This is a genomic window from Candidatus Limnocylindrus sp. (assembly GCF_040397215.1).
Classification (GTDB): domain Bacteria; phylum Chloroflexota; class Limnocylindria; order Limnocylindrales; family Limnocylindraceae; genus Limnocylindrus.
In genome coordinates this window covers 36,568-62,682 of sequence record NZ_JBBAWK010000003.1, presented here as the reverse complement: position 1 = coordinate 62,682, position 26,115 = coordinate 36,568, and the positions used below count along the sequence as shown (strand labels likewise).

23 protein-coding genes and 1 tRNA gene are annotated in these 26,115 nt (G+C 63.1%); 11 read left to right on the top strand and 13 right to left on the bottom strand.

All coding sequences use genetic code 11. The features are described 5' to 3' along the window. Position 1: 1 nt before the first annotated feature. Positions 2 to 1,987, top strand: coding sequence for an acyltransferase family protein (locus tag AC3LCN_RS01645; protein ID WP_488648349.1), 1,986 nt, complete (start codon positions 2 to 4; stop codon positions 1,985 to 1,987). Here the strand turns inward: AC3LCN_RS01645 and AC3LCN_RS01640 are convergent. The 7 genes from AC3LCN_RS01640 to AC3LCN_RS01610 all read right to left on the bottom strand — a co-directional run bounded on the left by AC3LCN_RS01640 (position 1,984) and on the right by AC3LCN_RS01610 (position 11,126). Beyond that, on the bottom strand, positions 1,984 to 2,775 hold the full coding sequence (locus tag AC3LCN_RS01640; protein WP_488648348.1) for a TrmH family RNA methyltransferase: 792 nt from the start codon (positions 2,773 to 2,775) through the stop codon (positions 1,984 to 1,986). The genes AC3LCN_RS01645 and AC3LCN_RS01640 overlap by 4 nt on opposite strands. A 15-nt stretch (positions 2,776 to 2,790) precedes the next feature. Beyond that, the gene (locus tag AC3LCN_RS01635) at positions 2,791 to 3,759 is read right to left on the bottom strand and encodes a glycoside hydrolase family 18 protein (RefSeq protein ID WP_488648347.1); all 969 of its coding nucleotides are present in this window, start codon (positions 3,757 to 3,759) and stop codon (positions 2,791 to 2,793) included. Continuing rightward, positions 3,759 to 6,464: a serine hydrolase domain-containing protein gene (locus tag AC3LCN_RS01630; protein ID WP_488648346.1), complete on the bottom strand. Its 2,706-nt coding sequence runs from the start codon at positions 6,462 to 6,464 to the stop codon at positions 3,759 to 3,761. Before AC3LCN_RS01630 ends, AC3LCN_RS01635 begins: the two co-directional genes overlap by 1 nt. 32 nt (positions 6,465 to 6,496) lie before the next feature. Further along, positions 6,497 to 8,359, bottom strand: coding sequence for an ABC transporter ATP-binding protein (locus tag AC3LCN_RS01625; RefSeq protein ID WP_488648345.1), 1,863 nt, complete (start codon positions 8,357 to 8,359; stop codon positions 6,497 to 6,499). Between the two features lie 77 nt (positions 8,360 to 8,436). Next, complete coding sequence (gene epsC, locus AC3LCN_RS01620) at positions 8,437 to 9,327, bottom strand: serine O-acetyltransferase EpsC (protein WP_488648344.1); 891 nt, start codon at positions 9,325 to 9,327, stop codon at positions 8,437 to 8,439. Beyond that, entirely contained in the window at positions 9,324 to 10,313 is a 990-nt protein-coding gene (gene cysK / locus AC3LCN_RS01615) for a cysteine synthase A (RefSeq protein ID WP_488648343.1), read from the bottom strand. The genes epsC and cysK overlap by 4 nt, the downstream gene beginning before the upstream one ends. A gap of 228 nt (positions 10,314 to 10,541) precedes the next feature. Further along, on the bottom strand, positions 10,542 to 11,126 hold the full coding sequence (locus AC3LCN_RS01610) for a hypothetical protein (RefSeq protein ID WP_488648342.1): 585 nt from the start codon (positions 11,124 to 11,126) through the stop codon (positions 10,542 to 10,544). Between the two features lie 66 nt (positions 11,127 to 11,192). On the opposite strand from AC3LCN_RS01610, the gene nhaA reads away from it, so the two are divergent. Continuing rightward, positions 11,193 to 12,362 (top strand): Na+/H+ antiporter NhaA, encoded by a 1,170-nt coding sequence (gene nhaA, locus AC3LCN_RS01605; RefSeq protein WP_488648341.1) that lies wholly within the window; start codon positions 11,193 to 11,195, stop codon positions 12,360 to 12,362. Positions 12,363 to 12,395: 33 nt separating this feature from the next. Further along, entirely contained in the window at positions 12,396 to 12,887 is a 492-nt protein-coding gene (locus AC3LCN_RS01600) for a DinB family protein (protein WP_488648340.1), read from the top strand. On the opposite strand, the gene AC3LCN_RS01595 is transcribed toward AC3LCN_RS01600, so the two are convergent. Next, entirely contained in the window at positions 12,884 to 14,113 is a 1,230-nt protein-coding gene (locus AC3LCN_RS01595; protein WP_488648339.1) for a DUF1015 family protein, read from the bottom strand. The two genes, AC3LCN_RS01600 and AC3LCN_RS01595, sit on opposite strands and share 4 nt — an antisense overlap. A gap of 20 nt (positions 14,114 to 14,133) precedes the next feature. Continuing rightward, on the bottom strand, positions 14,134 to 15,498 hold the full coding sequence (locus AC3LCN_RS01590; protein ID WP_488648338.1) for a TrpB-like pyridoxal phosphate-dependent enzyme: 1,365 nt from the start codon (positions 15,496 to 15,498) through the stop codon (positions 14,134 to 14,136). A 135-nt stretch (positions 15,499 to 15,633) separates the two neighbouring features. Between AC3LCN_RS01590 and AC3LCN_RS01585 the strand changes: the two genes are divergently transcribed. After that, a complete protein-coding gene (locus tag AC3LCN_RS01585) occupies positions 15,634 to 16,188 on the top strand; it encodes an isochorismatase family protein (protein WP_488648337.1) in 555 nt (184 codons plus the stop codon). Between the two features lie 4 nt (positions 16,189 to 16,192). Here AC3LCN_RS01585 and AC3LCN_RS01580 read toward each other — a convergent pair whose 3' ends face one another. After that, entirely contained in the window at positions 16,193 to 16,669 is a 477-nt protein-coding gene (locus AC3LCN_RS01580; RefSeq protein WP_488648336.1) for a DUF4188 domain-containing protein, read from the bottom strand. 2 nt (positions 16,670 to 16,671) lie between these two features. Continuing rightward, on the bottom strand, positions 16,672 to 17,784 hold the full coding sequence (locus AC3LCN_RS01575) for a YHYH protein (RefSeq protein ID WP_488648335.1): 1,113 nt from the start codon (positions 17,782 to 17,784) through the stop codon (positions 16,672 to 16,674). Positions 17,785 to 17,956: 172 nt separating this feature from the next. Between AC3LCN_RS01575 and AC3LCN_RS01570 the strand changes: the two genes are divergently transcribed. Both AC3LCN_RS01570 and AC3LCN_RS01565 read left to right on the top strand, forming a co-directional pair. After that, entirely contained in the window at positions 17,957 to 18,232 is a 276-nt protein-coding gene (locus AC3LCN_RS01570; protein ID WP_488648334.1) for a hypothetical protein, read from the top strand. A 43-nt stretch (positions 18,233 to 18,275) separates the two neighbouring features. Beyond that, a tRNA-Thr gene (locus tag AC3LCN_RS01565) sits at positions 18,276 to 18,350 on the top strand. 4 nt (positions 18,351 to 18,354) lie between these two features. Here AC3LCN_RS01565 and AC3LCN_RS01560 read toward each other — a convergent pair. Both AC3LCN_RS01560 and AC3LCN_RS01555 read right to left on the bottom strand, forming a co-directional pair. After that, the gene (locus AC3LCN_RS01560; RefSeq protein ID WP_488648333.1) at positions 18,355 to 19,413 is read right to left on the bottom strand and encodes a hypothetical protein; all 1,059 of its coding nucleotides are present in this window, start codon (positions 19,411 to 19,413) and stop codon (positions 18,355 to 18,357) included. Next, the gene (locus AC3LCN_RS01555; protein ID WP_488648332.1) at positions 19,410 to 20,729 is read right to left on the bottom strand and encodes a glycosyltransferase; all 1,320 of its coding nucleotides are present in this window, start codon (positions 20,727 to 20,729) and stop codon (positions 19,410 to 19,412) included. Before AC3LCN_RS01555 ends, AC3LCN_RS01560 begins: the two co-directional genes overlap by 4 nt. 47 nt (positions 20,730 to 20,776) lie before the next feature. On the opposite strand from AC3LCN_RS01555, the gene AC3LCN_RS01550 reads away from it, so the two are divergent. Genes AC3LCN_RS01550 through AC3LCN_RS01530 form a run of 5 tightly spaced genes read left to right on the top strand, consistent with a single transcriptional unit; the run spans position 20,777 to position 26,078 of the window. Beyond that, positions 20,777 to 21,895 carry a UDP-N-acetyl glucosamine 2-epimerase gene (locus AC3LCN_RS01550; RefSeq protein WP_488648331.1) on the top strand — a complete coding sequence of 373 codons (1,119 nt, stop codon included), beginning with the start codon at positions 20,777 to 20,779 and terminating at the stop codon, positions 21,893 to 21,895. A 13-nt stretch (positions 21,896 to 21,908) separates the two neighbouring features. Beyond that, positions 21,909 to 23,030 carry a DegT/DnrJ/EryC1/StrS family aminotransferase gene (locus AC3LCN_RS01545; RefSeq protein WP_488648330.1) on the top strand — a complete coding sequence of 374 codons (1,122 nt, stop codon included), beginning with the start codon at positions 21,909 to 21,911 and terminating at the stop codon, positions 23,028 to 23,030. Next, positions 23,027 to 24,040 (top strand): Gfo/Idh/MocA family protein, encoded by a 1,014-nt coding sequence (locus tag AC3LCN_RS01540; RefSeq protein WP_488648401.1) that lies wholly within the window; start codon positions 23,027 to 23,029, stop codon positions 24,038 to 24,040. The genes AC3LCN_RS01545 and AC3LCN_RS01540 overlap by 4 nt, the downstream gene beginning before the upstream one ends. Positions 24,041 to 24,069: 29 nt before the next feature. Then, positions 24,070 to 25,479: a nucleotide sugar dehydrogenase gene (locus tag AC3LCN_RS01535; RefSeq protein ID WP_488648329.1), complete on the top strand. Its 1,410-nt coding sequence runs from the start codon at positions 24,070 to 24,072 to the stop codon at positions 25,477 to 25,479. After that, a complete protein-coding gene (locus AC3LCN_RS01530; protein WP_488648328.1) occupies positions 25,476 to 26,078 on the top strand; it encodes an acyltransferase in 603 nt (200 codons plus the stop codon). Before AC3LCN_RS01535 ends, AC3LCN_RS01530 begins: the two co-directional genes overlap by 4 nt. The last annotated feature ends 37 nt before the right edge of the window (positions 26,079 to 26,115 follow it).

Genomic DNA, 26,115 nt, shown 5'->3' with positions numbered 1-26,115 from the left:
GATGCAGGCTTCGAAGAACACTGCCGAGTTCCGCCCCGACATTGAGGGGTTGCGGGGCATCGCCATCCTCCTCGTACTTCTGTTTCACGCGGGTCTCCCGGGGACGCCCGGTGGATTCATTGGCGTTGATGTGTTCTTCGTCATTAGCGGCTTCCTCATTACCGGCAAGCTCTGGCGTGAATCACAGCAGCCTGGCGGGCTGAGTATTGCCAAGTTCTACGCATGGAGAATCCGTCGCCTCCTCCCAGCGGCCCTCGTCGCCGTGGCGCTCATCTCACTGGTTGGGCTACTGATTGCCGCGCCGCTCAATCGCAGCGAGTTGGCGGCAGATGGTGCCGCGTCGGCGCTCTCCATCGCCAACATGCGGTTCATCGGTTCGGTGGATTACTTCGCACCAACATCGAGCCCGTCGCCCTTCCTGCACTTCTGGTCACTGAGTGTTGAGGAGCAGTTCTACCTCGTCTGGCCGGCCCTCATCGTGCTGCTCACGTGGCGGGGCGGCAGTTTGCGGCGCCTGAGCGCGGCGCTCCTTATTGCCGTGTTCGCCTCCTTTGCACTGAGCGTGTGGCTCACCGACGCTTCGCCAGCACGCGCCTTCTACCTACTGCCGACGCGCGTCTGGCAGCTTGGGGCTGGTGGTCTCCTCGCTCTCATTGGCGTGGTGGGTACCTCGCGACATGCGGGTGCTGCTGCGTGGGCGGGACTCGCCGCTATTGCGCTTGCGGGCGTGGCCCTCACCGCGGAGATGCCGTATCCGGGGCTCGCCGCCATTCTGCCGACGGCGGGTGCCGTTGCGCTGCTCTATGGCGGCGCTGCGCCGAGCGGGCCCAAGCGCCTCCTCGCCGCCGCGCCGCTCCGTTTCCTCGGCAAGATCAGCTACTCGCTCTATCTGTGGCACTGGCCACTCCTCGTCCTCCCCGCCATGTTTCTCGAGCGCGACCTCACCAGCGTTGACAGCGTGGTGGCCGTTGCTGCAGCGATATGCGTCTCGTGGCTGAGCTGGCGCTTTGTTGAGCAGCCCTTCCGCTACGGAGATCGCTCACGGCGCGCCACCTCATGGAGCGCCATTCGTGCTGGCGTTGCGGGAATCCTCGCTGTCACCCTCTTCACGCAGGGTCTCGCAGCTGGGCTCGCAGCGCCTGCGGTTGTTGTTCAGCCATCACCGAGCCCCTCGGGCTCGCCGGTGGCGAGCGACGGCCCAATCACGCTGCCAGCAGATCTGACCCCATCGCTAACATCGGCGCGCGATGATGAGGAGCGGCTACGCGGCGACGGCTGCCTCGCATTTGAGCGCGTAGTGACACCGCCAAAGTGCGAGTACGGCGTCAAGGGCGCAGCGATCACAATCGCCCTCGTTGGTGACTCGCACGCCTCGCACTGGTTCCCCGCCATCGAAGCAATCGCGCTGGAGCGCGGCTGGCGTCTGCTCACGTTCGTGAAGGTGTCGTGCTCGTTCACCACCCTCGTGCAGCGCAACCTGGCGCTGAAGCGTGAGTATCGTGAGTGCACCGCGTTCAACGAGGCGACGGTGGCGCGTCTCAATAAAATCAAGCCGGCGCTCACGATCATCGTGAATCGCCGCACCTTCCGACCAATCGGCGGTGGTGACACGCCAGAACTGGCTGGGGCCGCGTTCGGCGCGATGGTCGCTCGACTCCCTGGTGCAACGGCGATCATCGTCGATACGCCAGACCCTGGTCGTGACGTTCCCGCCTGCCTCTCGAAGCATCCGAACGACATTCGCGCCTGTTTCTTCGCCCAGGGCGATGTAGACAATGGTGAGATTGGCGTGGCAGAGCGCGTGGCGGCCACCCTTTCGGGGGCGCAGCTTATTGATCTCACCGGCAGTATTTGCGCCGCATGGCCCTGCTCGCCAATTGCCGGGAACATTCTGATATATCGCGACGAGGATCACATGACAGAGACGTTCTCACGGAGTCTCACCGCTCCACTCAAGGTTGAGATCGCGAAGTTGCTACCGCGCTAGCGCTGCGCCCGCTCTGCGGCGTAGAGCATGATCGCGGATGCCACCGCAAGGTTAAGACTCTCAGCGGTGCCAAGCATGGGAATGAGTGCGGCACTTGCACAGGCGCTGCGCAGGTTGGCGCTTAAGCCATCCGCCTCGGTGCCGATCACGATCATGGTTGGTGCTGCGTATGAGAGCTCGCTGTAATCGGCCGCTCCGTCGAGTGCTGTGGCGACCGTGCTTCCCGGCCAGCGCCTCAAGAGCGCGACTGCCTCTTCATATGTTGCCCGATAGATCGGCACCGTAAAGATTGATCCCATCGTGGCGCGCACCGTTTCAATGGAGTACGGGTCGCAGGTGTTACCAACGAGAATCACACCGCCGGCAGCACAGGCATCGGCGCTGCGAATGGCGCTCCCGAGATTGCCAGGGTCGCGCGGCGCCTCAAGCATGAGCCAACGCGCAGCGCGACTCGGATCAATGCTCGCAGATGATTGGGCCTCTGGCGCAGGGTCGGCATAGACGGCGAGCTGCTCCTGTGGGTTGTCGCGGCCGGTGATCTTGGCGAGCACCTCGGTCGTAACCGAGAACGACTCACGCGCGTGGCTTGCTCCACCGTCGATGGGGGCGCGGAGTGGCCCAGCGGTCAGCAGCATCTCGGGGATCCAGCCCGCGGCCGTGGCGGTGGCGATCGTGCGCTCACCCTCAGCCAAGAAGAGGCGCTGCTCGTCGCGTCCCTTCGGCGTGCGCAGGGCGCGCAGCCCTTTCACGACCGGGTTGGAGAGGCTCTCAATGCGCAGAGGTTGCATGGGGGGAGGATACCCCTAGGGGGCGGCAACAGTTTCGCCAATCACTCGCAGCAGAGAGTCACTGCCACGCGCATCCTGCGACAGCTCCCAGATCATGATCCCACCGGCTAACTGCAGGGCAAGCTCTGTCTTGCGCCGAATCGTGGCTGGCCCGTTGTAGTTCTGTTCAACCCCATTGAAGAGAACTCGATCACCACTGGCAGTCACTGGATCGTTCGCAAGTAACGTGCGATAGGTGGCGTTCCCCGGCCGAGCGTAGAACGGCACGCCGAGCACCAGCTTCTCGGGATCAATGCCTCGGGCAAGCCAGCTAGCGATCGACCGCTCCGCCGCTCCAAATGAGGAGTGATCGTCTCTCGGTCCGTCGTACGCCATCAGGTTGATGAAGTCGAGTTGTTCAACGGCGTCTGTCGAGACCCCCTCCGCATCTGTCGCGTTGGCGAGCACTGCCGCCGTAACGAGCGCACCCGTCGGGAGCGCCGAGCGGAAGGCGACCGCGAGTGCAGCGAAGTGTGCCGCCGACGCACCTACGTTTGGATACTCCCAATCAATGTCAACACCATCAAGCTGATAGGTGGCACAGAACTCTGCCACAAGTTTCGCGAGCTTTGCGCGAATCGCCGGATCAGCTGCGAGGGTCTCGAACTCCTTATCCCAGCCCCAACCTCCAACGGCGATAAGCACCTTGACGTCATGCTTCTTCGCTTGCGAAACGACAGCGCGCAAGTGATTCGGCGCGCTGAATGGGCGTACGGTGCCGTTCGCTCGTGGAATGAGGAACGAGTAATTGATATGCGTTAAGAGCGAGAAGTCAATCGCATCAATGTTTGCCGCTGGCGTCACGTAGCCAACGACCTTGAACGGTTGCGTTCGCGTGATTGGTGATGAAATTGTCGACGTAGTTGGAGCCACCGCAGCCGAGCAGCCGATGAGTACGAGGGCGAGGGCCACGGCGCTCCACGCCGCACGGGTACTACGACACATCAGCGAAGCGTCTTTATCTTTCCGAGATCAACGCGCGGCGACGGTCCGGCCGGTGCAGACCAGGCAACGAGTGTCACCTTGTAGGTAACTCCCTTGACGAGGCTGGTGATCGTGCAGTGCGCAGGGGTTCCTGCGGCTGGGTTGACCGTAGATCCAGCAAGGGTGCAGCTGCGGGTCGTCCGACCTTTTGCCGTGGCGGTGGCGATCCAGCCGCTCGTCAGAGTTGAATCAGTAGGGAGCGTCCAGTCGACGCGAATGGTGCCCCTCCCCGCCGTGAGCGTTGCACCAACAGGGGCGCCAGGTGCCTGGGTCGCCCAGACGCCGATGCAGCGCCCACCGCTGCCACCAGGTGCTGCGCTGCGCACTCGTGTGGCGGCGTACACCGTTCCGAATGCGCTCGACGCGAGGGCGTCGGGCTCAATCACAAGCCCTGTGCCGATGGTCGTGTACCGCTGCGTGATGGGATCCCACACGGCGAGGTTCGGCGAATCCAGCGCGCCGGCTTTTGCAAAGTAGCCACCAACGGCAACGGTGCCGTCGTTGAGCGTGGCCATTGCTGTGACCCACGCCGTGCGTCGCGGGTAGCTAACGCTACCACCCAACGCGATCCAGCCGCCGGGAGCGGCAGGTTCAATCTTCTGGATCGCTTCGCCGTACCAGCCAACACCACGCCCGATCAACGGGTGGCCGAGCGAATCCACGACCATGCTCGTCGGAAGATCAGAGAAGAGGCGAGCATCGCCGATCGTGCTCCACACTTTTGTTGTCGGGTTCCATGTTGATACCAACCCATCAACAAACCGACCGGCCGCGTAGACCGTGCCGTCGCCTGCAAGTGCAACGGTGACAACGTCAGATTTCAGTCCGGTGCCAAGGGCGAGCCATCGCTTTCGTGCTGGGCTCCACGTGGCGATGTTTGCCGAGGCGACGCCACCCGCACGCTTAAAGTGGCCCCCGACCAGCAGGTTGCCGCTCACCGCGTCCAGTGAGAGTGTTCTGACTGATATCGATTTTCCGCTGAGCCCCGTGCCAACCTTCGACCAGATGCCTGTTTTCAGATTGAGCTGGGTGATCCCGACAACCGCAACGCGACGGTTACCCCGCGTCACACTACTGAAGTTTCCGGCGACGTAGAGGAGATTTCGAGAGGCATCGACGACGAGCGCGTATACGGAGGCAACGCGTCCGGCAGAGGTCTTCAGGTTAGCAAGTGCCTGCCATGTGCCGGTTCGTGGGTCGCGCACGGCGAGGCCCGCCACCCCCACACTTGCGGCCATCGTGAGACCAGTGCCGCCAACGGCGAGGCGCCCATCAGGCAGCTCAGCCATCGTTGTGGTGCTCCCCGTCCAACCATCGGTTGAGCCGAGTGCGATCCAGCGGGCCGCCAGCGCATCGCTGCTGCTGCTCGGTGTGAGGTCGCCGCAGAAATCGGCGGGAAGGACGACTGGCGCGTCGGGTGGCTCTGGATCTCCGCTATCTGCAGCGGTCAAGCGCGGCACGCCGCTTCCATCAACGGCGGGCTGATCAATCAACTTGAAGAGCTCTTGCACAAGGTCATCGGCGAACGAGTTCGTCGTCGGTGAGCCGTTCGCCACGGCGGCGATGGTGATCCCTAATGTGGGGATGCGATGGAGGGAGCTTGTGACGCCCGAGAATCCACCGTTATGGCCGTAGCTGCGTAGCTCGCCGAGCCAGGTTCGATCTACTTGTGTGCCGTAGTTGTAGAGCCACGATGACCATGTCTGGAGCCCAATGCCATTCATGGCGAGCGTTGCCTCTCCCTCGGTGAGTCGATTCCCCCAGAAGAGTTCCGCGAAACGGGCGAGGTCACGCGGTGTCGAGAGTATGTCTCCTGCGCCACGGAGCACTGCTCCCACCGCCTTGCTCGGCCCCCATCCAGCAAACCCGTACGGCTTACCGCCCATATGTGGTCGAGCCGCCCCTACTTTTGGCCCCCATCCCGTTTCGGTCATACCCATTGGATCAAGCAGCAACGACTGCACCAGTGTCTTCCAGTCGACGCCAGTGGCACGTTCGGCAGCGATCGTAACGAGGGTGAAGCCCGAGTTGGAATACGAGAAGTTCCCAACGGTTGTGGGCGGAAGTAGGCCCTGCACCGCCGTTAGGGGTGTGACCTTTGCGTTCTGATTTCTGCTCAGCCACCCCATTCTTGAATCTTTGTCGGTCAGCCAATCGCTCATGCCAGATCGGTGCAAGAGCAACTGGGCGATGGTGACCTCTGGTTTCACGTCAGCTTCGGGGACAAGCGTCGAAGCGTGCGTGCTGAGCGGCATGATTCCGCAGTGATCTAGGAGCAGGGCAACTGCGGCGGTGAACGCCTTGCTGGTGCTCGCAATGGCAAACGGCATGGATGCGGTGACGGTACGCCTGCTCTTGGTGTCACCAATCCCGGCGGTAGCGGTGAGACTGCGGCCATCGTCCCAGCGAATGGCTACCGAGACGCCTGGGTGGCGAGTCCGACGCGCCTTCTGCCAGGCGACGACCTTGGCGGAGAGGGCCTTGGCAAGTGTGGGATCAACGGCACGTGCCACCGGAAATGGCACGGGGCGTGCCGCACAGGCGCGCCAGTCCACAGGATCTGTCGCGGAGACTGGCGTGGCAACGTGGCCCGAAACACTGAGTGCGGCGACGAGCAGCGCGACGCAGAGGCGAGCAGCGCGACGCGAGGTGGCGGCAATTGGCATACGGGAAGTCTAGCGCCGTAACCCCTCAGCGACTACGCGTGGAGCCCGAACTGTACGGCCGCGAGTTCGGCGTAGAGGCCGCCCTTCGCACGCAACTCCTCGTGTCGACCGCGCTCAACGATGGTGCCGTGATCCAACACGATGATCTGATCCGCCGACGCCACGGTGCTCAACCGGTGCGCCACGGCGATGGTGGTGCGGCCCGCCATGGCGCGTTCAAGCGCCTGTTGCACATGACGCTCCGAGACCGAGTCGAGTGCCGAGGTCGCCTCGTCAAGCAAGAGAATTGGTGGGTCTTTCAAGAGCACGCGGGCAATGGCCAGACGCTGACGCTCGCCACCGGAGAGTTTGTAGCCGCGCTCGCCCACGACGGTATCGAGCCCTTGCGGCAGCTCCTTGATGCGCGCTGCAAGTGACGCCCCTTCGAGAGCCACGAGGATCTGTATATCGGTCGCCTCTGGTCGCGCATAGAGCAGGTTGTCGCGGATACTCGCGTGCAGCAGGTGCGTCTCTTGCGTTACGACACCGATCATCTCGCCGAGCGATCGCAGCTTGATGCCGCGCACATCCACACCATCGAGTTGCACTGAGCCCGCACTCGCATCCCAGAAGCGCGGAATCAAACTCAAGATCGTGCTCTTTCCTGAACCCGATGGGCCAACGAGGGCGGTGAGGCTTCCGGGCTCGGCGGTAAATGAGATGTTGGTTAGGCCGAAGGAATCACGCCGCTGCCGCCCCTGCCCTGCTGGCGGCGCCGGGTAGCGGAAGCTCACCTCGTGCACGGTGACCTGCCCGCGAACGCCGGAGCGGGTCAGCGTGACCGCGTTCGGCGCGTCAACAATCTCGGGGACAAGATCGAGATAGGCAAAGATGCGCTCGAAGAGCGCGAGGCTTCCGCCAATCTCTACTTGTAGGCCAAGTAGTGAGGCAAGCGGGAAGAAGAGTCGGCTCTGCAGCGTGGTAAAGGCGACGATGTCGCCGATCGTCGGCGCGTCGGGTGCGCCAGCGACAGAGAGTGAACCGGCGGCGAAGTAGACCAGCGCTGGAATGCCGCTGAAGACCACCTGCACCACCACGCCAACCCAGCGGCCGGTGAGCGCCTGTCGCAACTGCAGCGTGGCGAGCTCGTCGGAGCGTTGTGTGAAGCGCTCGGCACCAGCCTCAGATCGACCAAATGATTTCGCCAAGAGTGCGCCGCCCACTGAGAGATGCTCTTCGGCAATTGCCGTGAGGTCGGCGAGTGCCGTCTGCACCTCGCCACTCGCCTTGCGGCGGGCCGCTGAGGCCTTTGAGCTCAAGAAGAGGAAGAGTGGCGCAACGGCAACGCTTACTGCTGTGAGGCGCCAGTCGATGATCGTCATCGCCACCAGCGTTGAGACGACGATGGCAATGCTTGAGGCGAGGTTCGCCGCCGCATCGCTGACGACCGATTGCACCCCCGACACGTCGTTGGTGAGGCGGCTCTGAATCTCGCCGGTGCGCGTCTCCGAGAAGAATCGGATCGGCATCGACTGCACATGGGTGAAGAGCGCATTGCGCAGGTCGCGCATCACGAACTGACCCACAGAGGCGGTGAGCCACGCCTGGGCGAGTCCGATCCCGCCGTTGATGATCGGCACCACCACCATCAGCCCGGCGTAGAGGGCCAGCAGGCCAAGATCACGCTGCGGGATCGCCTCGTCAATGAGGAGCTTTAAGAGGTACGGGTTGGCGAGCCCCAAGATGCTCGACCCAAGAATGGCGAGCCCAATGACGCTCAGTCGCCCTCGAAATGGCCCGAAGAACTTCGCCGCTCGTCGTAGCAGTGGCAGTGCCGCCCCAGCTGGCTTCGTTGGGCCGCTCGCGTCGCCACCGAACCTGTGGCCGCCGCGCCCGGGTCCCATGCCGACGCTCATGCGGGCACGGCGACGCGGGCGAGTGCGCTCATCAATAGAAGGCCCGTGGGCATGGCGGGATTCTATCCCGCCGAAGGCTAGATCCCCGAACCGTCGGCTGCCAGCTCGTCGGTGCGCACGCGTGCCTGCGAAAGTTGGCTCCCAGCCGGAACACTCTTGGTCAGCCATACGTTGCCGCCGATCGTTGAGCCGCGTCCAACGGTGATGCGACCCAAGACGGTCGCCCCCGAGTAGATCACCACATCGTCTTCGATGATCGGGTGCCGAGGCTGGCCCTTTACGAGGTTGCCGTCTTCACCCTTCGGGAAGCTCTTTGAGCCAAGTGTGACGCCCTGATAGAGGCGCACGCCGCTCCCGATGATCGCCGTCTCGCCGATCACCACACCGGTGCCGTGGTCAATGAAGAAGCGCTCGCCAATCGTTGCGCCGGGGTGAATGTCGATCCCCGTTGCGGAGTGTGCCGCCTCCGAAGCAATGCGCGGCAGCAGTGGCACGCTCAACGTATAGAGAAGGTGCGCCATGCGGTGATCGATCATCGCGCGTATGCCAGGGTAGCCGTGCAGAATCTCTGAGCGGCTGCGTGCCGCAGGGTCGCCCGCAAACGCTGCGGCGATATCGCCCTCAATCAGCGTGCGGATCGCGAGAAGCTCGGCTGCGAACGCCTGCGTGACGCGATCAACCTGATCAGGAGCGAGCCCCTCACCTGGTCGCTCGGCGGCGAACAGCACGGTGCAACGTCGAATCTGCTCGCGCAGGCCAGCGAGTGCTGCGGTGAGATGCGCGGCCACTGCCGCATCACCATCGGCCGCAACACCGAGCTCGCGTGGGAAGAGTGCCGCACGAAGTTCGGCCAACACACGGGTGATCTCACCGCGCGATGGCCGGTCGCTTGCCGCCACCGCACAACCCGCGAGGGCAGCGTCGGCGGCGGTGAGTGCGCGACTTAGATCGGTTGCGTCAGAACTCACAGAGCGATGCCGCTGGCATCAAAGAGCCCCTCGTAGAGCGCGGTGCTCAGGTAGCGCTCGCCCGAATCTGGCAGTACCACTACGATCGTCTTCCCGGCGTTCTCTGGCAGGTGCGCCAACTTCAGCGCAACGTGTGCCGCAGCACCGCACGAGATGCCAACAAGGATCCCCTCTTCACGAGCGATGCGACGCGCCATGGCGATCGCCTCTTCGTTGGTCACGGACTCAACCTGATCGATCAGCGAGATATCAAGAACGTCAGGAACGAATCCTGGCCCGATCCCTTGAATCTTGTGCGGCGCTGGCTGATTCGGCTGACCAGCAATGCGCTGCGCAATGACTGGGCTGGTGGCAGGCTCAACGGCAACAATGTGCACCGCCTTACCGAGGCCCTTCTTAAAGTAGCGAGCGACGCCAGTAATGGTGCCGCCAGTGCCACTCCCTGCAACGAAGATGTCGACCTTCCCATTGGTGTCTGCCCAAATCTCTGGACCAGTGGTCGACTCATGAATCGCTGGGCCGGCTGGGTTCTTGAACTGCTGCAGCAGCACGTAGCGTGCAGGATCCGATGCGGCAATCTCTTCCGCCTTCGCGATCGCGCCTGGCATTCCCTTGGCGCCTTCCGTAAGGATGAGCGTTGCGCCGTAGGCAACGATGAGCTTGCGTCGCTCAATGCTGACGGTGTCGGGCATGGTGAGGGTGACCTTGTAGCCGCGTGCTGCGCCAACCATCGCCAAGGCGATGCCGGTGTTGCCGCTCGTTGGCTCCACGATCTCATTGCCTGGCTTCAGCACACCGCGCTTCTCGGCGTCGAGCACCATGGCGGTGCCGAGGCGGCACTTCACGGAGTAGGCAGGGTTGCGCCCCTCAACCTTGGCAAGCACTGTTGCGGCGGCGCCGTCGGTGACGCGGTTCAGGCGCACGAGTGGCGTGCCGCCAATCGTGATGGCGTTGTCAGAGAAGATTTCTGGGTTCTGAACGGTCATGTCGGGTACCTCCAGCTATATGGTGGGTTGTGGACTACATCCGCCGCCCCCTCTGCCGTTTGGTCCCTGGTTGCGTGTGCCTCAGCGCGCGCAGGACGGCCTGAAGGAGAGCGACGGGCATCGACAGATGCTCGGCTCGCCAGCGGCTTGGGCAATGAGATCAGCTGCGGCCATTTGCATATCGTATCGCCTACGCGTGGAGGTCGTTACTGCAACGTCTCGCAACCGCTAAATGCGGCGCGTGACCCCGTCGATGAAGCCAAAGAGGCTGCTCTTGCGAGGGGTGGGGCTGACCCGAACACGCCAGATCGCGGCAGTGACCTTCAGTACGAAATAGATAGCCAGTGCCCCGGCTGCTCGCGCCATGATGTCGTGAACGTCGATTCGATAGGGCGGCACTGGGCTCGAGAAGTAATTCGAGAACCCCTGGCTGACCTCGAGACCCACCGCCATGATGCCGATGACGGCAAAGGCCGCCCGCCTGGCATCTCCGTAGAGGGCGAGAGTCGCCAGCAGGAACGTCGATGCTCCCATGCTCACCTGCATCAGCAACCACTGCGTTTGCAGAAGAGCAGGATCAAAGTTCATGAATGGAATCAGGCGAATCACATCGCTGCCGAGCGGCGCACGCGACCAATCAGAGTTGGGGAATCCAAACGGTGCCCAGACGTAGGCGACAAGGGCGGCAAACGCAATGGTGCTCACCGTCGTTCCACGGGATCGATAGATGCGCTGCGACTGCTGCACAAACAGCACGACGAGGAAGCCAATCAGCCCCCCGATGATGCCCGTCCAGTCCCATTGCGCCAGCATGTCTGGGATTTTACTGAACGGGCTCCGTTTCCGCCAACCCCCCCCCGCAGGCGATACGATGCACGCATGAACACCCGAGAGCGCATGCAGCTCTTCCTTCGCAGCGAGACCGTAGGCGGTGCGCTGCTGATCGCTGCGGCGCTCATCGGCATCCTCCTGGCGAACAGCCCCCTCTCAGAGGTACTGCGCGCCGTTGCCACGACGCAGATCGGCAGCGACGCGCTCCACCTGAACCTCACCGTGCAGGAGTGGGCCGCCGACGGGTTGCTCGCCATCTTCTTCCTCGTGATCGGCTGCGAGCTCAAGCATGAACTGGTGGTGGGCACACTCTCGAAGCCGCGCCAGGCGGCCCTACCGGTTGCCGCAGCACTCGGCGGGATGATCGTTCCAGCGCTCCTCTACTTCGCAATCAATCAGGGCGGTGCGCCTGATGCGCTCAGCGGCTGGGGTATTCCGATGGCCACAGATATCGCCTTCGCCCTCGCAGTGCTCGCGGTGCTCGGTCGCGGACTGCCCACTGGGGTGCGCACCTTCCTGCTGACACTGGCGGTGGTCGACGATCTCGGAGCGATTCTAGTAATCGCACTCTTCTACTCCGCCAGCCTGCACGTAGAGTGGCTCGCTGTCGCAGCGGTGCTGTTGGCACTATTCGCGATTGCGCAGCGGCAACGCATCACCTCACCGCTCATCTACGTGCCCCTTGCACTCGGCACCTGGTACGCCGTGCACAGTGCTGGGATTCATCCAACAATCGCGGGCGTTGCCCTCGGGCTACTGATGCGCGTCAAGAAAGATCCTGGCGAGCAAGATGCGCCCGTCGACCGCGCAACGGAACGCTTTCATCCGATCAGCGCGGCGATCGCCGTGCCACTCTTCGCCCTCTTCGCCGCTGCAGTTGACCTTCGCTCCATCGACCTCGGTGCGGTAACCGGTTCGCCAATCCTGCTCGGCGTACTCGTTGGCCTCGTCGCCGGTAAGCCAATCGGCATCCTCGTTGCCGCCCGGCTCGCGACCGCGCTGGGGGCGAAGCTCTCGGCGGGCATGCGCTGGATCGACATTGCCCTTGTTGGGGAACTCGGCGGCATCGGCTTCACCGTCTCGCTCCTCATCAGCGAGCTGGCCTTTGCCAGCGAGGAGTCACTCGGCGCTGCGAAGATCGGCGTCTTGATCGCGTCGCTCGCCGCGGTTGCCCTCTCTGCCGTCGTTCTCGCTCTGCGGCGATCGCTCGCCCGCTAGCCCAACCCGATCGCGCTCGGCTATCCTCGCGGCATGGAAAACACCACGTTGAATCGCACCCTGGAGCACATGGCCTGGGCCAACACCCAGATGTTCACAGTGTTTGCAGCACTTCCTGTTGATGCGCTCGCCTACACCTCACCGGGCTCCGAATGGAGCGTAGGGGCGATTACCCATCACCTGGTCACCGCCGCCGAGAACTACGCCCAGCGCCTGCACGGCGAACCGCGCGCCGAGAAGCGCGAGCTCCCCACCACCGCTGCAGATCTACAGGCCCTTGCCGCCGCCCTCGTAGTTGCCGACGCCAAGCTGCACGCAGGAGCGCTGCTGCCTGGCGACGAGATCCTCACCTGGATCTCGTTTAGCGGCGAAGAGCTCTCGGTACCGCGCTGGGTGTTGGTGAACCAGGCCGTGCACCACGCCACCGAACACCGTGCCCAGATTGCCGGTGCCCTCGCCGCGAACGGCAACACCACGCTTGATCTAGACGCGCTCGACGTCTGGACGTATAACAACGCCCTCTAGACCGCTCGCGAAGCGCCGGAGCTAGCCTCCGCCTCTTGCGCGTTCTGGTCGTGCGATAGAAAGAGCAGCCCCGTTGCTGGCTTTGGCGAGAAGTGCGTCGCCTTCTGGGGCATCACCTGTTGTGCGAGTGCCATCGATGTCACAAGTTCCGCTCGCTCTGGCGGAAGGAGCAGAGTGATTACTCCTTTGGTGCGTGATGCTTCAACTGCGTCAGTTACTCGTCGCTCGTAGCGCAGCACGCCTGCGGCAATATCCGCCTTTGTGATTCCAAGGAGAGATCGAAGTAGATCCTCCACCCGCTGCGTGATCGGCTGCGCCTGTTGGCTTGGCGCCAGCGTGATAAGGTGCGCCACTCCATTGGCGCAGAGCGCAAACTCCGCTCGCTCGCCGCGGTGCGCTTCGGAGAATTGCTCTGCCGCATCAGCCAGGTCAGCTGCCTGAACAGTGACTACGTCGCTGCTCGCGCGAAGGGCGGTTAGGAATCGCTCGCTCTCGTACCCGCGCAGGATTCGGTGGGTGGCGTGCAGCGTTGGGCCAGCACCATCGGCCTCAACGATGAGGCCCATCGTGGCCGCAGGGCCGTCGTGGCGCTCGGCATATTCGCGCGCTGCTTCATAGCGGTGATGCCCGTCGGCAATGATCAGCGGGGCGCCAGATGCCCAGTCCAGCAAGGCGCGACCTGCATCGCTCTCTGGCGCTACGTGCCAGAGCTGAATACGCGTGCCATCGGGTGCCGTTGTGCGCGTTACTGGTTGACCCGCTGCAACCTGCGCAAACGCGGTGCTAAATGTGGTCGCGCCCCCCGCGCGCAGCAGCAGGATCGGCGACAGGTTCGCGCGCGTTGCCGCGAGCAGTGCCAGCCGGCCTGCGCGTGGTGCATCGAGGGTGCGCTCGTGCCCATACACGCCAGTCGCTGGTCCGTATGCGCCAACTGGCACCGCGGCGAAGATGCCGCGCATAGTGACGCCGCTCTCGCTGACCCCTTCGTACAGGTAGATCGCAGGCTCGGCTTCGTCGATCAGCACGCCGCTTTTGCGCCAGTCTTGCCAGAGTGCCGCGGACTCTTCGGGGGAGTTTGAGGCGTCGAGCGCTGCCGAGTTGAGCGGCTCGCTCGCGCGCAAGCGTTGAATGACCTCTGCCTCTGCCGCGTCATACGGTGGACTCAGGAGCGCATCAATCTGCTCGCGCGCGTAGCGCGTCGCCCGGAAGGGTCGTACGTTCGCCATGAGCGTCTAACGCCGCTGCGTTACGGCTTTGGCAGGTCGTTGAGCGCAGCCTCGATCTTGCTCTGCTCAAGGCTCAAGTCCTCGAGCTTGCCAGCGAGGTAGTTCTCATACGCCGCCAGGTCGAGGAAGCCGTGCCCGCAATTGTTGAAGACAATCACGGTCTCTTTCCCCTCGGCCTTGGCGATCAACGCCTCACGCACCGCCGCCGCAATGGCGTGGTTCGCTTCGGGTGCTGGCAGGATCCCCTCTGCTCGAGTGAACTCCACGCCGCGCTCGAAGGTTTCGCGCTGCGGAATGGCGACCGCCTCGATGGCGCCCTTCTCCTTTAGGAGAGAGACCAGCGGAGCCATGCCGTGATAGCGCAACCCACCGGCGTGGATTGGATCTGGCATGAAGGCCGAACCGAGCGTGTGCATCTTCACCATTGGAGCCATATGCGCCGTGTCGCCGTAGTCATACGCATAGATGCCGCGCGTAAGCGATGGCGCCGCCGTCGGCTCCGCCGCAATCACCCGCACCTTGCGACCGCCACGGAAGGCGGCGCCCAAGAACGGGAAGGTGAATCCAGCAAAGTTCGATCCGCCGCCGGTGCAGCCGACCAAGATGTCGGGCTCAACGTCCGCCATCTCGAGCTGCAACTGCGTCTCTTGGCCGATCACCGTCTGGTGCAGCAGCACGTGATTCAACACCGATCCGAGTGCGTACTTGGTGTCGTCGCGCGTGGCGGCATCTTCGACCGCCTCGCTGATCGCCATGCCAAGCGAACCGGTCGTGTGTGGGTCTGAAGCGAGCACCGAACGACCGTAGTTCGTGTCGGGGCTTGGGCTTGCAACTACCGATGCGCCGTACGTCTCCATAAGGATGCGGCGATACGGCTTCGCGTCGTAGCTCGCACGCACCTGGTAGACCTTGATCTCGAGACCGAACATGGCGCCAGCGAATGCGAGTGAAGTGCCCCACTGCCCTGCACCAGTTTCGGTTGCCAGTCGCTTCACACCCTCTTGCGCGTTGTAGAACGCCTGCGCAATGGCGGTGTTCGGCTTGTGGCTCCCTGCGGGGCTTACACCCTCGTACTTGTAGAAGATCTTTGCTGGTGTGCCTAGCAGCTTCTCAAGTCGATGCGCGCGATATAGCGGGCTCGGTCGATAGAGGCGATACGCGTCGCGCACCGGCTCTGGAATCTCAATCTCTCGTTCCGTGGAGACCTCTTGACCAATGAGCGCCATTGGGAAGAGTGGGGCGAGATCATCGGGGCCGAGTGGTTGGCCGGTCTGAGGATTCAGCGCCGGCGATTGTGGCCACGGAAGATCCGCCGCGATGTTGTACCAGGCCTTCGGCATCCGATTTTCGTCGAGCACGAATTTCGTCTGCTTTGGGTCGGCCACGATACACCTCCGTATTTATGACAGCGCCTCAGGGGAAGCTCCCCAATGATCATCTGACTCGGCGAAGTATACGGGAGCGCCCCCGTAAGACAACCAAATCGCACCAGTTTGGGAACGCGGTAGTATTCCGCCGTTATGACAACCATTCACAACCGAACCGCAACAGCGTTGCTGATCATCGACGTGCAAGTCGGCGTGGTTGGCGCCGCCTACCAGCGCGATGCCGTGATCGCCAACATCCAAGCGCTCCTCACCGCCGCCCGCGCCGCCGGCACGCCCGTAGTCTGGGTGCAGCACTCCGACGAGCAGATGCCCATCGGCAGCGACGCCTGGCAGTACGTACCCGAGCTCGTGCGCCTAGAGAGCGAGCCACTCGTGCACAAGCTCTACGGCGACTCATTCGAGGCGACTGACCTGGAGGCGGCTCTTGCCGCAGCGAATGTGGCGCACCTGGTCGTGGTCGGCGCTCAGACCGACGCCTGCATTCGCTCGACCATTCACGGCGCATTCACCCGCGGGTATGACGTGACGCTCGTGAGCGATGCCCACACCACCGAAGACATGAGCGAGTGGGGCGCCCCGCCTCCCGACGTGATCATCAAGCACACCAACATGTACTGGGGCTTTCAGTCGGCGCCCGGGCGAACGGCGAAGGTTGTGACTACCGCCGAGGTAAAGTTCTCCGCCTAGCTCGTTACCCCTTGCGCTCGCGCGCAGTTTCAGTTTTCGGCGTCACTGGCTTCGCCCCTACCGCGCCTCCCAGCCCAAAACTGACTGGCATGTCGACATACAGGGATTCGATTTCGCCTGGGCGAATCACATAGGTCTCATGAAAGATGCCCACGGCGCCGGTGCCGCTGGTTGCACGCTTGTAGAAGGCGGTCCACGCGGGTCGGTGCTTGCGCTCGCCGTTCGCGGCGTACGCCTCAAGCGCTTCAAACGACTTCCAATACTGGATCACCGTGATCGTTCGTCCAGCCATTTCGGTGCGGGCGCTCAAGAAGCCGAGCTCGGAGTTCTTGTAGAGCTCCACGATCATGGTTGGCATCGCGAGAAAAGCAGGGAGCCACTCCCACACGCGCCAGAGGGTATTGATGCGCATGCCGATGAGGAAGAGCACGAGCGGCTCCTTGACGTCGGCCATAGTTCGGACTGGGATGTGCTTCGACATGATTACCTCAACTTCCTGCGCAACTTCGGAGCAACAAACAGCGTGCCAATCAGCCCAGCAGAAGCAGCAAGGCCAGGAACGAGGAGCCCGCCCAGTCCACCGCCCCCAGGTCCGCCCCCTGGTGGTCCCTGCTGTGGGTGAGTTGGATCAACGGCCAACAGCCCCATGTAGCACTTCACTACCTGATTGAGCTCTGGCGCCTGTGCGTAATAGTGATAGCCGTCCTTCTCGGTAGTGCGGCCATTGCACTCATCAAGTTGAATCGTGGTGTCGTGGGCCAGCGGCGCAAAGACCGCCACGCCATCCAGCGCATACCCGATCAGTCTCGTCTCAGCGTTCGAGTCATCAATGGACGCGTCATACGCGGTCCCCTTGCAGTCAGTGAACGCATGCAGGTGATACCCCTCAATCGGATTGAAGTGTCCGCCGCAATCATCAAAGGCCGCGATTGTGTACGCCTTCAAGATTGCCTGCACTGGTGCTGAAGGGGCGATGACTAGACCGTTGATCGTGATGCCGAGGTCGGCCCCTTGGGTGCTGACCGGCGCCGAAGCCTTCACTGGGGTCACCGGCACCAGAATTGAGATGGGCACCGCCGCGCCCGAATTCGTCCACTCAAAGCGACCTTCAACGCAGTGGTACTTGTACGCGTCGAGCACGTCAGGGCGCGCCGCTCCCTGGAACGACTCTTTACTATCGGTCACATTGACCTTCCCCGACTCGTCATACAGGCGCCACTGTGCGTCTCCATAAATCATGCTCAGGTCAAGAATGAACTTTCCATCAGCGTCATAGATATTGCTGCCGTCAAGCCAGATGCCTGAGTCAGCGGCTGATGTGCTGGTGGTCTCTGGGCAGAATGGCCCGATCACCGTGTCAATCGGTGTGCCCGTAACCGTGATGCGATAGCAGGTGGTCTTGGTGCCGTCGGTCAAGGTGCAGGACTCTTCTGTGATCGCTTCGGTGAGAGCTCCGGTTTTGAACGCCGCAACGTCAACTCCTGGGGCGCCTAGGGGCAGCGCGCTACCACTTGAACCGCCCATGGCCAAGAGCCCAGCCCCAACGCCAGCAACCAGTAGGGCTGCGACCAGCACGAGTTTCAGACTCTTGCGCATCGATGCTCTCCTCTCACGCGGGACTCCCACGAGGGGCATCGCAGCGTGTTGACCCTTCTGGGCGCGTTGAGTGTCACACATAACCGCCTACGGCGCACGCCTCGACATTTTGATTAGGTGTACGGTTCTGGCGAGGGCCCACATGGACGCCCATCATCCATTAGGAGTGCGCATGTCGACATTTATCGTCGTTTGTAGTTTTAAGCCCGACACCACTGAAGAGGCGATCCGAGCGCTCGTCCCCGCGGAGCAAGCCGCAGCGAGCGCACTCCAAGCAGCTGGTCGTGTTGGCGCTATCCACATCGCCCCTCCGCCAAGGCGCAAGGTATTCATTGAAGTGATTGCGAGCGACATCGCGTCTGCAGAGCAAACGGTTCGCGAACTGCCACTGGCCACTCTTTGGGATCTCGACACCTACCCCGTCGTCGCCCCGCCCTCAGCCACGTAGGTCTCGCGGGGGGCATGCCGCTCCGCTACAATCCCCCTCCGGCGCCGATGTAGCTCAGTGGTAGAGCAGCTGTTTCGTAAACAGCAGGTCGTGAGTTCAATCCTCACCATCGGCTCCAGCTGCTACGGCTGGTTTACCGGAACCCCCATCCACTTGGCCAGCACGGCCGCTGAGTAGCGCCCGTCGTGATATTTGCGGGCGAAGGCTTGACCCGCGGTGGCGCGAGCGGCCCAGGTGGAGCGATCGGCAACCAGGGTGCGAATCACTTGGTCAAGAGTGCCGATGGAGCTCTGAATCAGCGGTAGATCGGGGACCTCTGCGCGCACGATCTGATCTACGTCGCCGATCAGCAGGCGACCAGATGCCATCACCTCGGCACCCATGACGCCAGTACCTCCGAGGCCAATCTTGTCGATCACGATGTCAGACCACTCCACAAGGCTGCGCACCTCGGCTGGGGGGACGCCCGTCACTGACTTGTACTCAATCAGGCTCTCGTCGTGCAGGCGCTGGCAAATCTGATCGACCTGTTCACTCTTGAAGAGTGCGCGGCGCGAAGGGAGGTGCAACACGCGCGGTCGGGGGCGCTCCACGTTTATTAGTGACGCTGCAGCAAACCAATGGTCGCCGACAACGACCGGAAGCCATCGGCCGCGAGGAACATAGCGGCGCAGGTCAATGGTGGAGATGAATACTTGAAACGGCCAAATCGTCAGCCAGCGGCGCACCTCAGTTGTCTTCCGTTCGAGCTTCTCCGTGAGCCCGTCATGGGATTGCTGGAATGGTGATTCGGGGTGTGTGGTGCGGTGCAAGCTCGGCACGCGAATATCGCTCCCGTGAAACAAGAGTGCCGGGCGAATGCCGTGCCGCCGGGCAGTAACGGCTTGAAAGAGCATGCGGCGTACCGTGCCTTTGATGCTGATCGGCTTGCCGCTCTCAATGATCAGGTGTGTTGGTTTTGATTGCGCGTTGAGTAGATCAAGCCATGCTTGATCCGTCGCACCGTTGATCAGTGGATAGGTGCGATCTACGGTGAACTGAATGACCTGCTCTTGCGGGCGAGCGATCGCCCACGACTCTGCGGTGGCGCTCGTGAAGCGCTTGAGCGCGTGTGCCCACTCTGTGCCCTGCCCAGCCGTGTTGAGCATCGCAATGACGAGGCGTCTCTCTCGCGTGCTCACGCGCCCTCAGAAACCTGAAGTGCTGTGTACAGCTCGGTGAGGCGTGTGGCCTGAACCTCCCAATTCCAACGTGCCTGCGCCGCCGTGCGACATCGGCTTCGGTAGGCTTCTCGCTCCACCTGACTGCCGCCAATGACCTCGACGATCGCGCGCGCGATATCCGCGGGATCAGCGGGATCACAGAGTGCCCCAAGGGAGCCCTCTGGTCCATCCAAGATAATGCGCCGACGCTCGGGGAAATCACTGCTAACAACCGGCGTGCCAACACCAATTGATTCAAAGAGTTTGTTTGGCGTGCTCACGTATTCGTTCAGCGTTTCGTGTTGGTTTGGCATCAGCCCAACATCGGCACCAGCCACCCACCGATCGAGCACCTCGGGGGAAACGGCCTTTAGGACGTGAATGCGCCCTGCAACATCGGGGCGTGCTGCAAGGGTGCGGAGCTCAGCCTCCATTGGCCCGTATCCAAGAAAGGCAACGTGGATGTCCGCGAGTCGTGGGTCTAGAGCGGCTTCAATGATTTGGCGTAAGCCACGAACAGGCGAGAAGCCTCCGTGGTACAGCGCGATGGGAGTATCATCACCCACGCCGATCGCCTCACGCAACTCGCGGGGCCGTGTTGCGCTCTCAAGCGGTTCAACACAGTTGTACACAACGATTCGACGCTTGGGGATCTCGTACCGTTCATCAAGGACCTGCTCAACTGACGGATTAACCGTGATTAAGCCTGCGGCGCGCCTAAGGAGAGGGCGCTCAACTTGCGAGGCGAGAAGGCGACGCACCATCCGAGGCGCACGCGCCCAATGCCCGCTCTCCAGGAAGACTTCGTGACTGTCGTACACGATTGTGGCGTGACTTTTGTCTGCTGCAAAGAGGGCTGGGATGCCACCACTTAGGTCATGCGCGTGTAGAACCTCCGCATCAACAGCGGCGCGAGCTGCAGTGGCGCCCCACGCCCAGAGCACGAAGGCTGACCGCACCTGTTTTGCTGCCCTAATTCCAAGCAACGCAAGCAGGGAGGTTGCAGCAAATTGCATTGCAAGGAGTGGCAAGAGAACTACGCGCCATGCTCTGTTCCAAGCTGGGGGCACGTCAGCGCTCACCGTGAGCGGGTGCCGCACGATCACCACGCCGGTCGCGCGGGATTCGCGCAGAGCCGCAGTTGACCGTCGCTGGCGAATTCCGTGAATGGTGACGGACCAGCCAGCCGCCTGCAGGGCGTCCGCCTCTTTGAGCACGCGGCGATCGTGGCTGACCTCGTTAAACACGAACATGGCCACGCTCTTCGGTACGATGGGTCGACGCGCGTCAGGCATGTGGCGAGTCTATCGCAGCCTACGCTCACAATCGCGACGGGAGGGGTATGCGCATCACAGCAGTCGTTGGAACGCGACCCCAGCTGATCAAGTTGGCGGCGCTTGCCCCGCAACTCACCGCCCCTATTGAGCCATTCGTGATTGATACCGCGCAACATCACGACGAGGTGTTGGCGGGCCAGATCTATCGCGATCTTGGCATTGCACCGGCAGACCTATTGCTGCCCGAGCCAGGGGGCCTCGTTGGTGAGGCCCGCCTCGCAGCGATGCGCAGTTCAATTGCTGCATCCATTGCGCAGACCCGCCCAGAGGCCGTCTTGGTGTTTGGTGATACCGACTCAACGCTTGCTGGCGCACTCGCCGCTCAAGACCACGGTGTACCAATCATTCACGTTGAGGCGGGTGTTCGGTCGGGGGATCTCACGATGCCTGAGGAGCGGAATCGTATTGCGGTAGACACGATTGCCGCCCTACGCCTGTGCACGAGTGGCACCGCCGTTGCGGCGCTCGAGCGCGAGGATCGACATGATGGGAACGAGGTTGTGGGGGATCTCATGTCTGACCTCGTTGCGCGACTCGCTCCACCTGCGCGATCCCTTGCTGCCCTTGACCAGGTGAGCCTGCGCATCGGTACCTCACTTACCTCTGGCGGATTTGTGTTTGCAACACTGCATCGAGCCGACGTGCGTGAGGCGTCGCGTCTCGGTGCCGCACTCGCAGCGCTGCATCGCGCCGCTGAAGTTCTCGGGGTGCCCGTCATTTTTGCCGCGCACCCTGGAACTAGCGCCGCGATCGCAGTGCACGGTATCGACGTTCCCGACGGAGTAGAGCTGGTGCCGCCTGTCGGCTACCTTGACTCGCTTGCACTTACTGCACATGCGGCAGCGGTACTCACCGATTCGGGCGGGCTGCAGCGCGAGGCGGTCTGGCTCAACACCCCAACGCTGATCTTGCGCGACACCACGGAGTGGCCGGAGCTCTTGCACCCGGCTGGACCATCGCTGCTGATTGGGATCGATGCAGATCTCGTTCCCGCTGCCCTTGCGACCGTTGGGGCCGTGACGGGTGCAGCCGCAGTCGCCGCGCGGGTATCCCGACCCCTGCCCGCGGGGGGTGCCGCGGAGGCGATCCGAGCCGCACTGATCGCGCGTCGCTTCGCACGCTGATACGCTCCCCATCATGAGTACACCGCCAATTCGCATTCCGATCACCCGCCCCGCTGTTGGTCGCGAGGAGGCAGACGCCGCCGCCGAAGCGATCATGTCGGGCGCCCTCGCGCAGGGTCCACGTGTCGCCGAGTTCGAGCGCCGCTTCGCCGAGATGGTTGGCGTGAAGCATGCGATCGCCGTGGCGAACGGCACCCTCGCCGAAGAGGCGATCATTCAGGGACTCGGTATTAAGGCTGGCGACGAGGTCATTACCGTTGGCCACACGTTTAGCGCTACCGCGGCATCAATCTTGCGCGCCGGCGCCACGCCACGATTTGTCGATATCGATCCCGTTACCTGGCTGATGGACCCCGCGGCAGCGGCAGCAGCGATCACGCCAAAGACGAAGGCGCTAATGCCCGTGCACCTCTTCGGCCTCATTGCCGACATGAACGCCCTCGGCGCACTCGCCGTCAAGCACAACCTCGCGATGATTGAAGACGCCTGCCAGGCGGTCGGCGCGACACAGAACGGCAAGCAGGCCGGCTCCTTCGGCGTTGGCGCCTTTTCTCTCTACGCCACAAAGAACATCACCAGCGGCGAGGGGGGCATGATCACCACTAACGACGACACGCTCAACGAGTGGCTGCGCGCCTTCCGCAGCCAAGGGGCAAAGGTGCGCTACCTGCACGAGATGCTCGGCACCAACTACCGCATGACCGATATTGCCGCCGCGATCGGCACCGTGCAACTCGGCAAGCTAGATCAGTTCACTGCGGCGCGCGTTACAGCTGCGGCGCGCTACGACGCGCTGCTCGCTGGTGCGCCGATCGTTCGACAGGGAACGGCAGCAGGAAATCTGCACGTCTATCACCAGTACACCGTGCATGTGGGCCCAGCGCGCGACGAGATCGTGAAAGATCTTGCCAACGATGGGATCGGTACGGGCATCTACTACCCGATTCCAGTGAGCGAGCAGCCCTACATCAAGGAGCGTGGTCTTGGCGTTGTGTTGCCGGTAACTGATGCGCTGGCGAAGGGTTGCCTCTCACTGCCGATGTTTGCTGCAATGACAGCTGCAGAGCAAGAGGAGGTTGCCGCCTCGCTGCGACGCGCCGTGGAGCGCCACGGCGGGAGCGCTTGGCCCGCATGAAGGTTGGCCTGATCGGCCTTGGCGTCATGGGGCGCAACCATCTGCGCGTGTTGGCCACCCTCCTCGACGTCGAGATCGTAGCGATCAGCGACCCGGTTGATGCAGCGCGCGACGCTGCGCTGGCTGTTGCCCCTTTGGCCACCACGTATGTCGACGCCGCAGAACTACTGAACCATCCGGGCCTTGAGGCGGCGATCATCGCGGCACCCACGCGCTTCCACGCCGCACTCGTGATTCGCGCCATCGAGCGCAAGATTCCGATCCTGGTTGAGAAGCCGCTCGCCGCCGATTCAGCCGAGGCGCTTGACCTCGTCGCACGCGCCACCGCCGCGGGCGCAATCGTGCAGGTCGGTCACGTGGAGCGCTTCAATCCCGCCGTCACCCGACTCTTTGAGCAGATGCGTGGGAGCACAGGCGAAGCGCTCTACGCCATCGAGGCGATGCGCGAGAGCCCCCTCCCCGAGCGCATCAGCGACGTTGGCGTGGTGCGCGACCTGATGGTGCATGACATCGATCTCGCCTGCGCCATTGCGGGCAGCTCGCCACTTTCGGTCACCGCCGTTGCCGGCTCACGACTGATTGAGGGGCGTGAGGATTTCGCCGAGGCGCTCTTCACCTTCCCCGGCGGCGCGGTGGCGCGCATACGCGCCTCATGGCTCGCCCCTGCCAAGCGACGACAGCTGCTGGTAACGACCAGCGCTGGGGCATACGACGTGAGCTTGCTGCAGCGCACCGTCTCGTTCACCAGCGCCGATCCAAACTCGGGCGCGATGCTCGATGGGTTTGCCCCCGTGCAGCCGGGTCGCACCGCCGACCTCCCCGCCGCACGACAAGAGCCGCTCGCCCTTGAGTTGAGCGCCTTCCTCGCCGCCGCCCGTGGTGAGGCGAAGCCTGCCGTCAGCATTCACGACGGCGCGCGTGCCGTGATCCTCGCCGACGCAGTTCTTGAGTCCGCTCGTGGTGGCGGGATCCCCGTGCGGCCGAAGCTCGAGGCCATCGCCGCGGTGTAGCATCCCCTCCAAGAGAACAAGGAGGGCTGATGAGCGCACGCACCACTGATCCACTCGGTCGAGCAACGTCCATGCTTGGTGGCTCCTTTACCGCTGAGCCGCACCCCTGCACCCACGGCACCCCTGTCACCTCAAAGCCGTGGGTCGGCGCCCCTGGCACCGTCGGCACCATCGCCGTGATCGGCTCCGGCAAGATCGGCCTGCCGCTCGCCTTGCAATTCGCCTCCCACGGGTGGCGCGTGCACGCCGTCGATATCAACCAGGCGCTCGTCGACGTTATTAACTCTGGCGTTGCGCCGTGGGGCGGCGAGCCGAACCTTCCCGAGCTCCTTGCCGAGCATGTTGGCTCTGGCCGACTGCGCGCCACGATCGACGGCCCTGCCGCCGTGCGCGATGCCGACGTTGCGCTTGTCGTCGTTCCGGTTCTGGTGCGCGACGATGGCAGCATCGCCGACAAGGCGCTCGTCGGCGCCACTGAAACGTTGATTGCCGGCGCCCACGACGGCCTGCTCGTCATCCTTGAAACAACGGTGCCGATCGGCACCACGCGCGAACTCGTTGCAAAGGTTGCCTCCGAAAGTGGCGCAAAGGTGTTCGGCTGCTTCTCGCCAGAGCGCGTGCTCACTGGCCAAACGTTCCGCAACCTCGCCGCGTATCCAAAGCTCGTTGGCGGCATCGATGCTCCGAGCCTCGCGCGCGCCACCGCCTTCTACGAGAGCGTGCTCGACGCACCGATCGCACAGATGCAGACCCTCGAAGCTGCCGAGATGGCGAAGCTCGCCGAGACGACCTACCGCGACGTGAACATCGCCCTCGCCAACGAGTTCGCTCGCGTCGCTGATCGACATGGCATTGATCTCTCCGAAGTGATTCGCGCTGCAAATTCGCAGCCGTACTCGCACATTCATGAGCCTGGCATCGGTGTTGGTGGGCACTGCATCCCGGTCTATCCACGCATGATCCTCTCAACCGATGGTGACCTTGAGTTGATCAGGACCGCACGTGTCGTCAACGACGGGCAGGTTGAGCGCGCCGCAGATGCGATCGCTTCCACGGTTGGTGCACTCAGCGGAGCAACGGTTGCAGTGCTCGGACTTACCTATCGTGAAGGTGTGCGCGAGCTGGCGCATGCGCGCGGACCACTGATGGCCGATGTGCTGCGCGCCCGTGGCGCAACGGTGTTCGGTCACGACCCACTTCTTTCAGGCGACGACGTCACATCACTGAAGATGACGCCGTGGGACGGCACCGCGAATGCGCAGGTCTCCGCCGTGGTGGTTGCGACCGCCGACGCTGCCTATCGCACGATGGACTTCGCCACGCTCTTCCCAGGACTCAAGGTGCTGGTTGATGGTCGCAACGCCTGCGCTGGAGCGACGCTGCCAGCTGGTGCCAAGCGCATCGGCTTCGGTCGGCCTAACGGGGTCGCCGCCCAATGATTGATCCAACGGCGTTCATTGACCCGACAGCAATCGTTGAAGATGGTGTGACTATTGGCGCGCGCAGCAAGGTGTGGGGCGGCGCAGTGGTACGAGGCGGTGCGAGGATCGGCGCCGACTGCATCATTGGGCGTGGCGCATTCATTGATGCCGACGTGGTACTTGGCGATCGCTGCAAGGTACAGAACCTTGCGCTTGTCTATCACGGGGTCACCGCCGGCAACGGCGTCTTCATCGGCCCCAACGCGATCCTCACCAACGACCGCTTCCCACGTGCCCAAACGCCTGACGGCGGTCTCGCCGCAGCCAGCGACTGGATGGTGAGCCCAATCCACGTAGGTGATGGCGCCTCGATTGGTGCGGGCGCCGTGATTGTGGCAGGCATCACCCTAGGCGACTACTGCATGGTTGGTGCGGGTGGGGTCGCCTCACGGAACGTGCCGCCGCGCGCCCTCGTGGTCGGCAGCCCAGCCAGGCGCATCGGCTGGGTTTGCGACTGCGGCACTCGACTGCCCAACGAGGGGACCACGCTCAGCTGCGGCGCCTGCGCACGCTCCTACACGCTCGACACCACCAACGGCGGCCTCGTTCGAGCCTAACCACAGACGGGCTCACTAACCCCCCTCCGCTATCATT

Bases quoted from the DNA above. Each gene is read 5' to 3' on its own strand.
- AC3LCN_RS01645 (WP_488648349.1), top strand. From the start codon at position 2: ATGCAGGCTTCGAAGAACACTGCCGAGTTCCGCCCCGACATTGAGGGG.
- AC3LCN_RS01640 (WP_488648348.1), bottom strand. From the start codon at position 2,775: ATGCAACCTCTGCGCATTGAGAGCCTCTCCAACCCGGTCGTGAAAGGG.
- AC3LCN_RS01635 (WP_488648347.1), bottom strand. From the start codon at position 3,759: ATGTGTCGTAGTACCCGTGCGGCGTGGAGCGCCGTGGCCCTCGCCCTC.
- AC3LCN_RS01630 (WP_488648346.1), bottom strand. From the start codon at position 6,464: ATGCCAATTGCCGCCACCTCGCGTCGCGCTGCTCGCCTCTGCGTCGCG.
- AC3LCN_RS01625 (WP_488648345.1), bottom strand. From the start codon at position 8,359: ATGAGCGTCGGCATGGGACCCGGGCGCGGCGGCCACAGGTTCGGTGGC.
- cysK (WP_488648343.1), bottom strand. From the start codon at position 10,313: ATGACCGTTCAGAACCCAGAAATCTTCTCTGACAACGCCATCACGATT.
- AC3LCN_RS01610 (WP_488648342.1), bottom strand. From the start codon at position 11,126: ATGCTGGCGCAATGGGACTGGACGGGCATCATCGGGGGGCTGATTGGC.
- nhaA (WP_488648341.1), top strand. From the start codon at position 11,193: ATGAACACCCGAGAGCGCATGCAGCTCTTCCTTCGCAGCGAGACCGTA.
- AC3LCN_RS01600 (WP_488648340.1), top strand. From the start codon at position 12,396: ATGGAAAACACCACGTTGAATCGCACCCTGGAGCACATGGCCTGGGCC.
- AC3LCN_RS01595 (WP_488648339.1), bottom strand. From the start codon at position 14,113: ATGGCGAACGTACGACCCTTCCGGGCGACGCGCTACGCGCGCGAGCAG.
- AC3LCN_RS01585 (WP_488648337.1), top strand. From the start codon at position 15,634: ATGACAACCATTCACAACCGAACCGCAACAGCGTTGCTGATCATCGAC.
- AC3LCN_RS01580 (WP_488648336.1), bottom strand. From the start codon at position 16,669: ATGTCGAAGCACATCCCAGTCCGAACTATGGCCGACGTCAAGGAGCCG.
- AC3LCN_RS01575 (WP_488648335.1), bottom strand. From the start codon at position 17,784: ATGCGCAAGAGTCTGAAACTCGTGCTGGTCGCAGCCCTACTGGTTGCT.
- AC3LCN_RS01570 (WP_488648334.1), top strand. From the start codon at position 17,957: ATGTCGACATTTATCGTCGTTTGTAGTTTTAAGCCCGACACCACTGAA.
- AC3LCN_RS01555 (WP_488648332.1), bottom strand. From the start codon at position 20,729: ATGCCTGACGCGCGTCGACCCATCGTACCGAAGAGCGTGGCCATGTTC.
- AC3LCN_RS01550 (WP_488648331.1), top strand. From the start codon at position 20,777: ATGCGCATCACAGCAGTCGTTGGAACGCGACCCCAGCTGATCAAGTTG.
- AC3LCN_RS01545 (WP_488648330.1), top strand. From the start codon at position 21,909: ATGAGTACACCGCCAATTCGCATTCCGATCACCCGCCCCGCTGTTGGT.
- AC3LCN_RS01540 (WP_488648401.1), top strand. From the start codon at position 23,027: ATGAAGGTTGGCCTGATCGGCCTTGGCGTCATGGGGCGCAACCATCTG.
- AC3LCN_RS01535 (WP_488648329.1), top strand. From the start codon at position 24,070: ATGAGCGCACGCACCACTGATCCACTCGGTCGAGCAACGTCCATGCTT.
- AC3LCN_RS01530 (WP_488648328.1), top strand. From the start codon at position 25,476: ATGATTGATCCAACGGCGTTCATTGACCCGACAGCAATCGTTGAAGAT.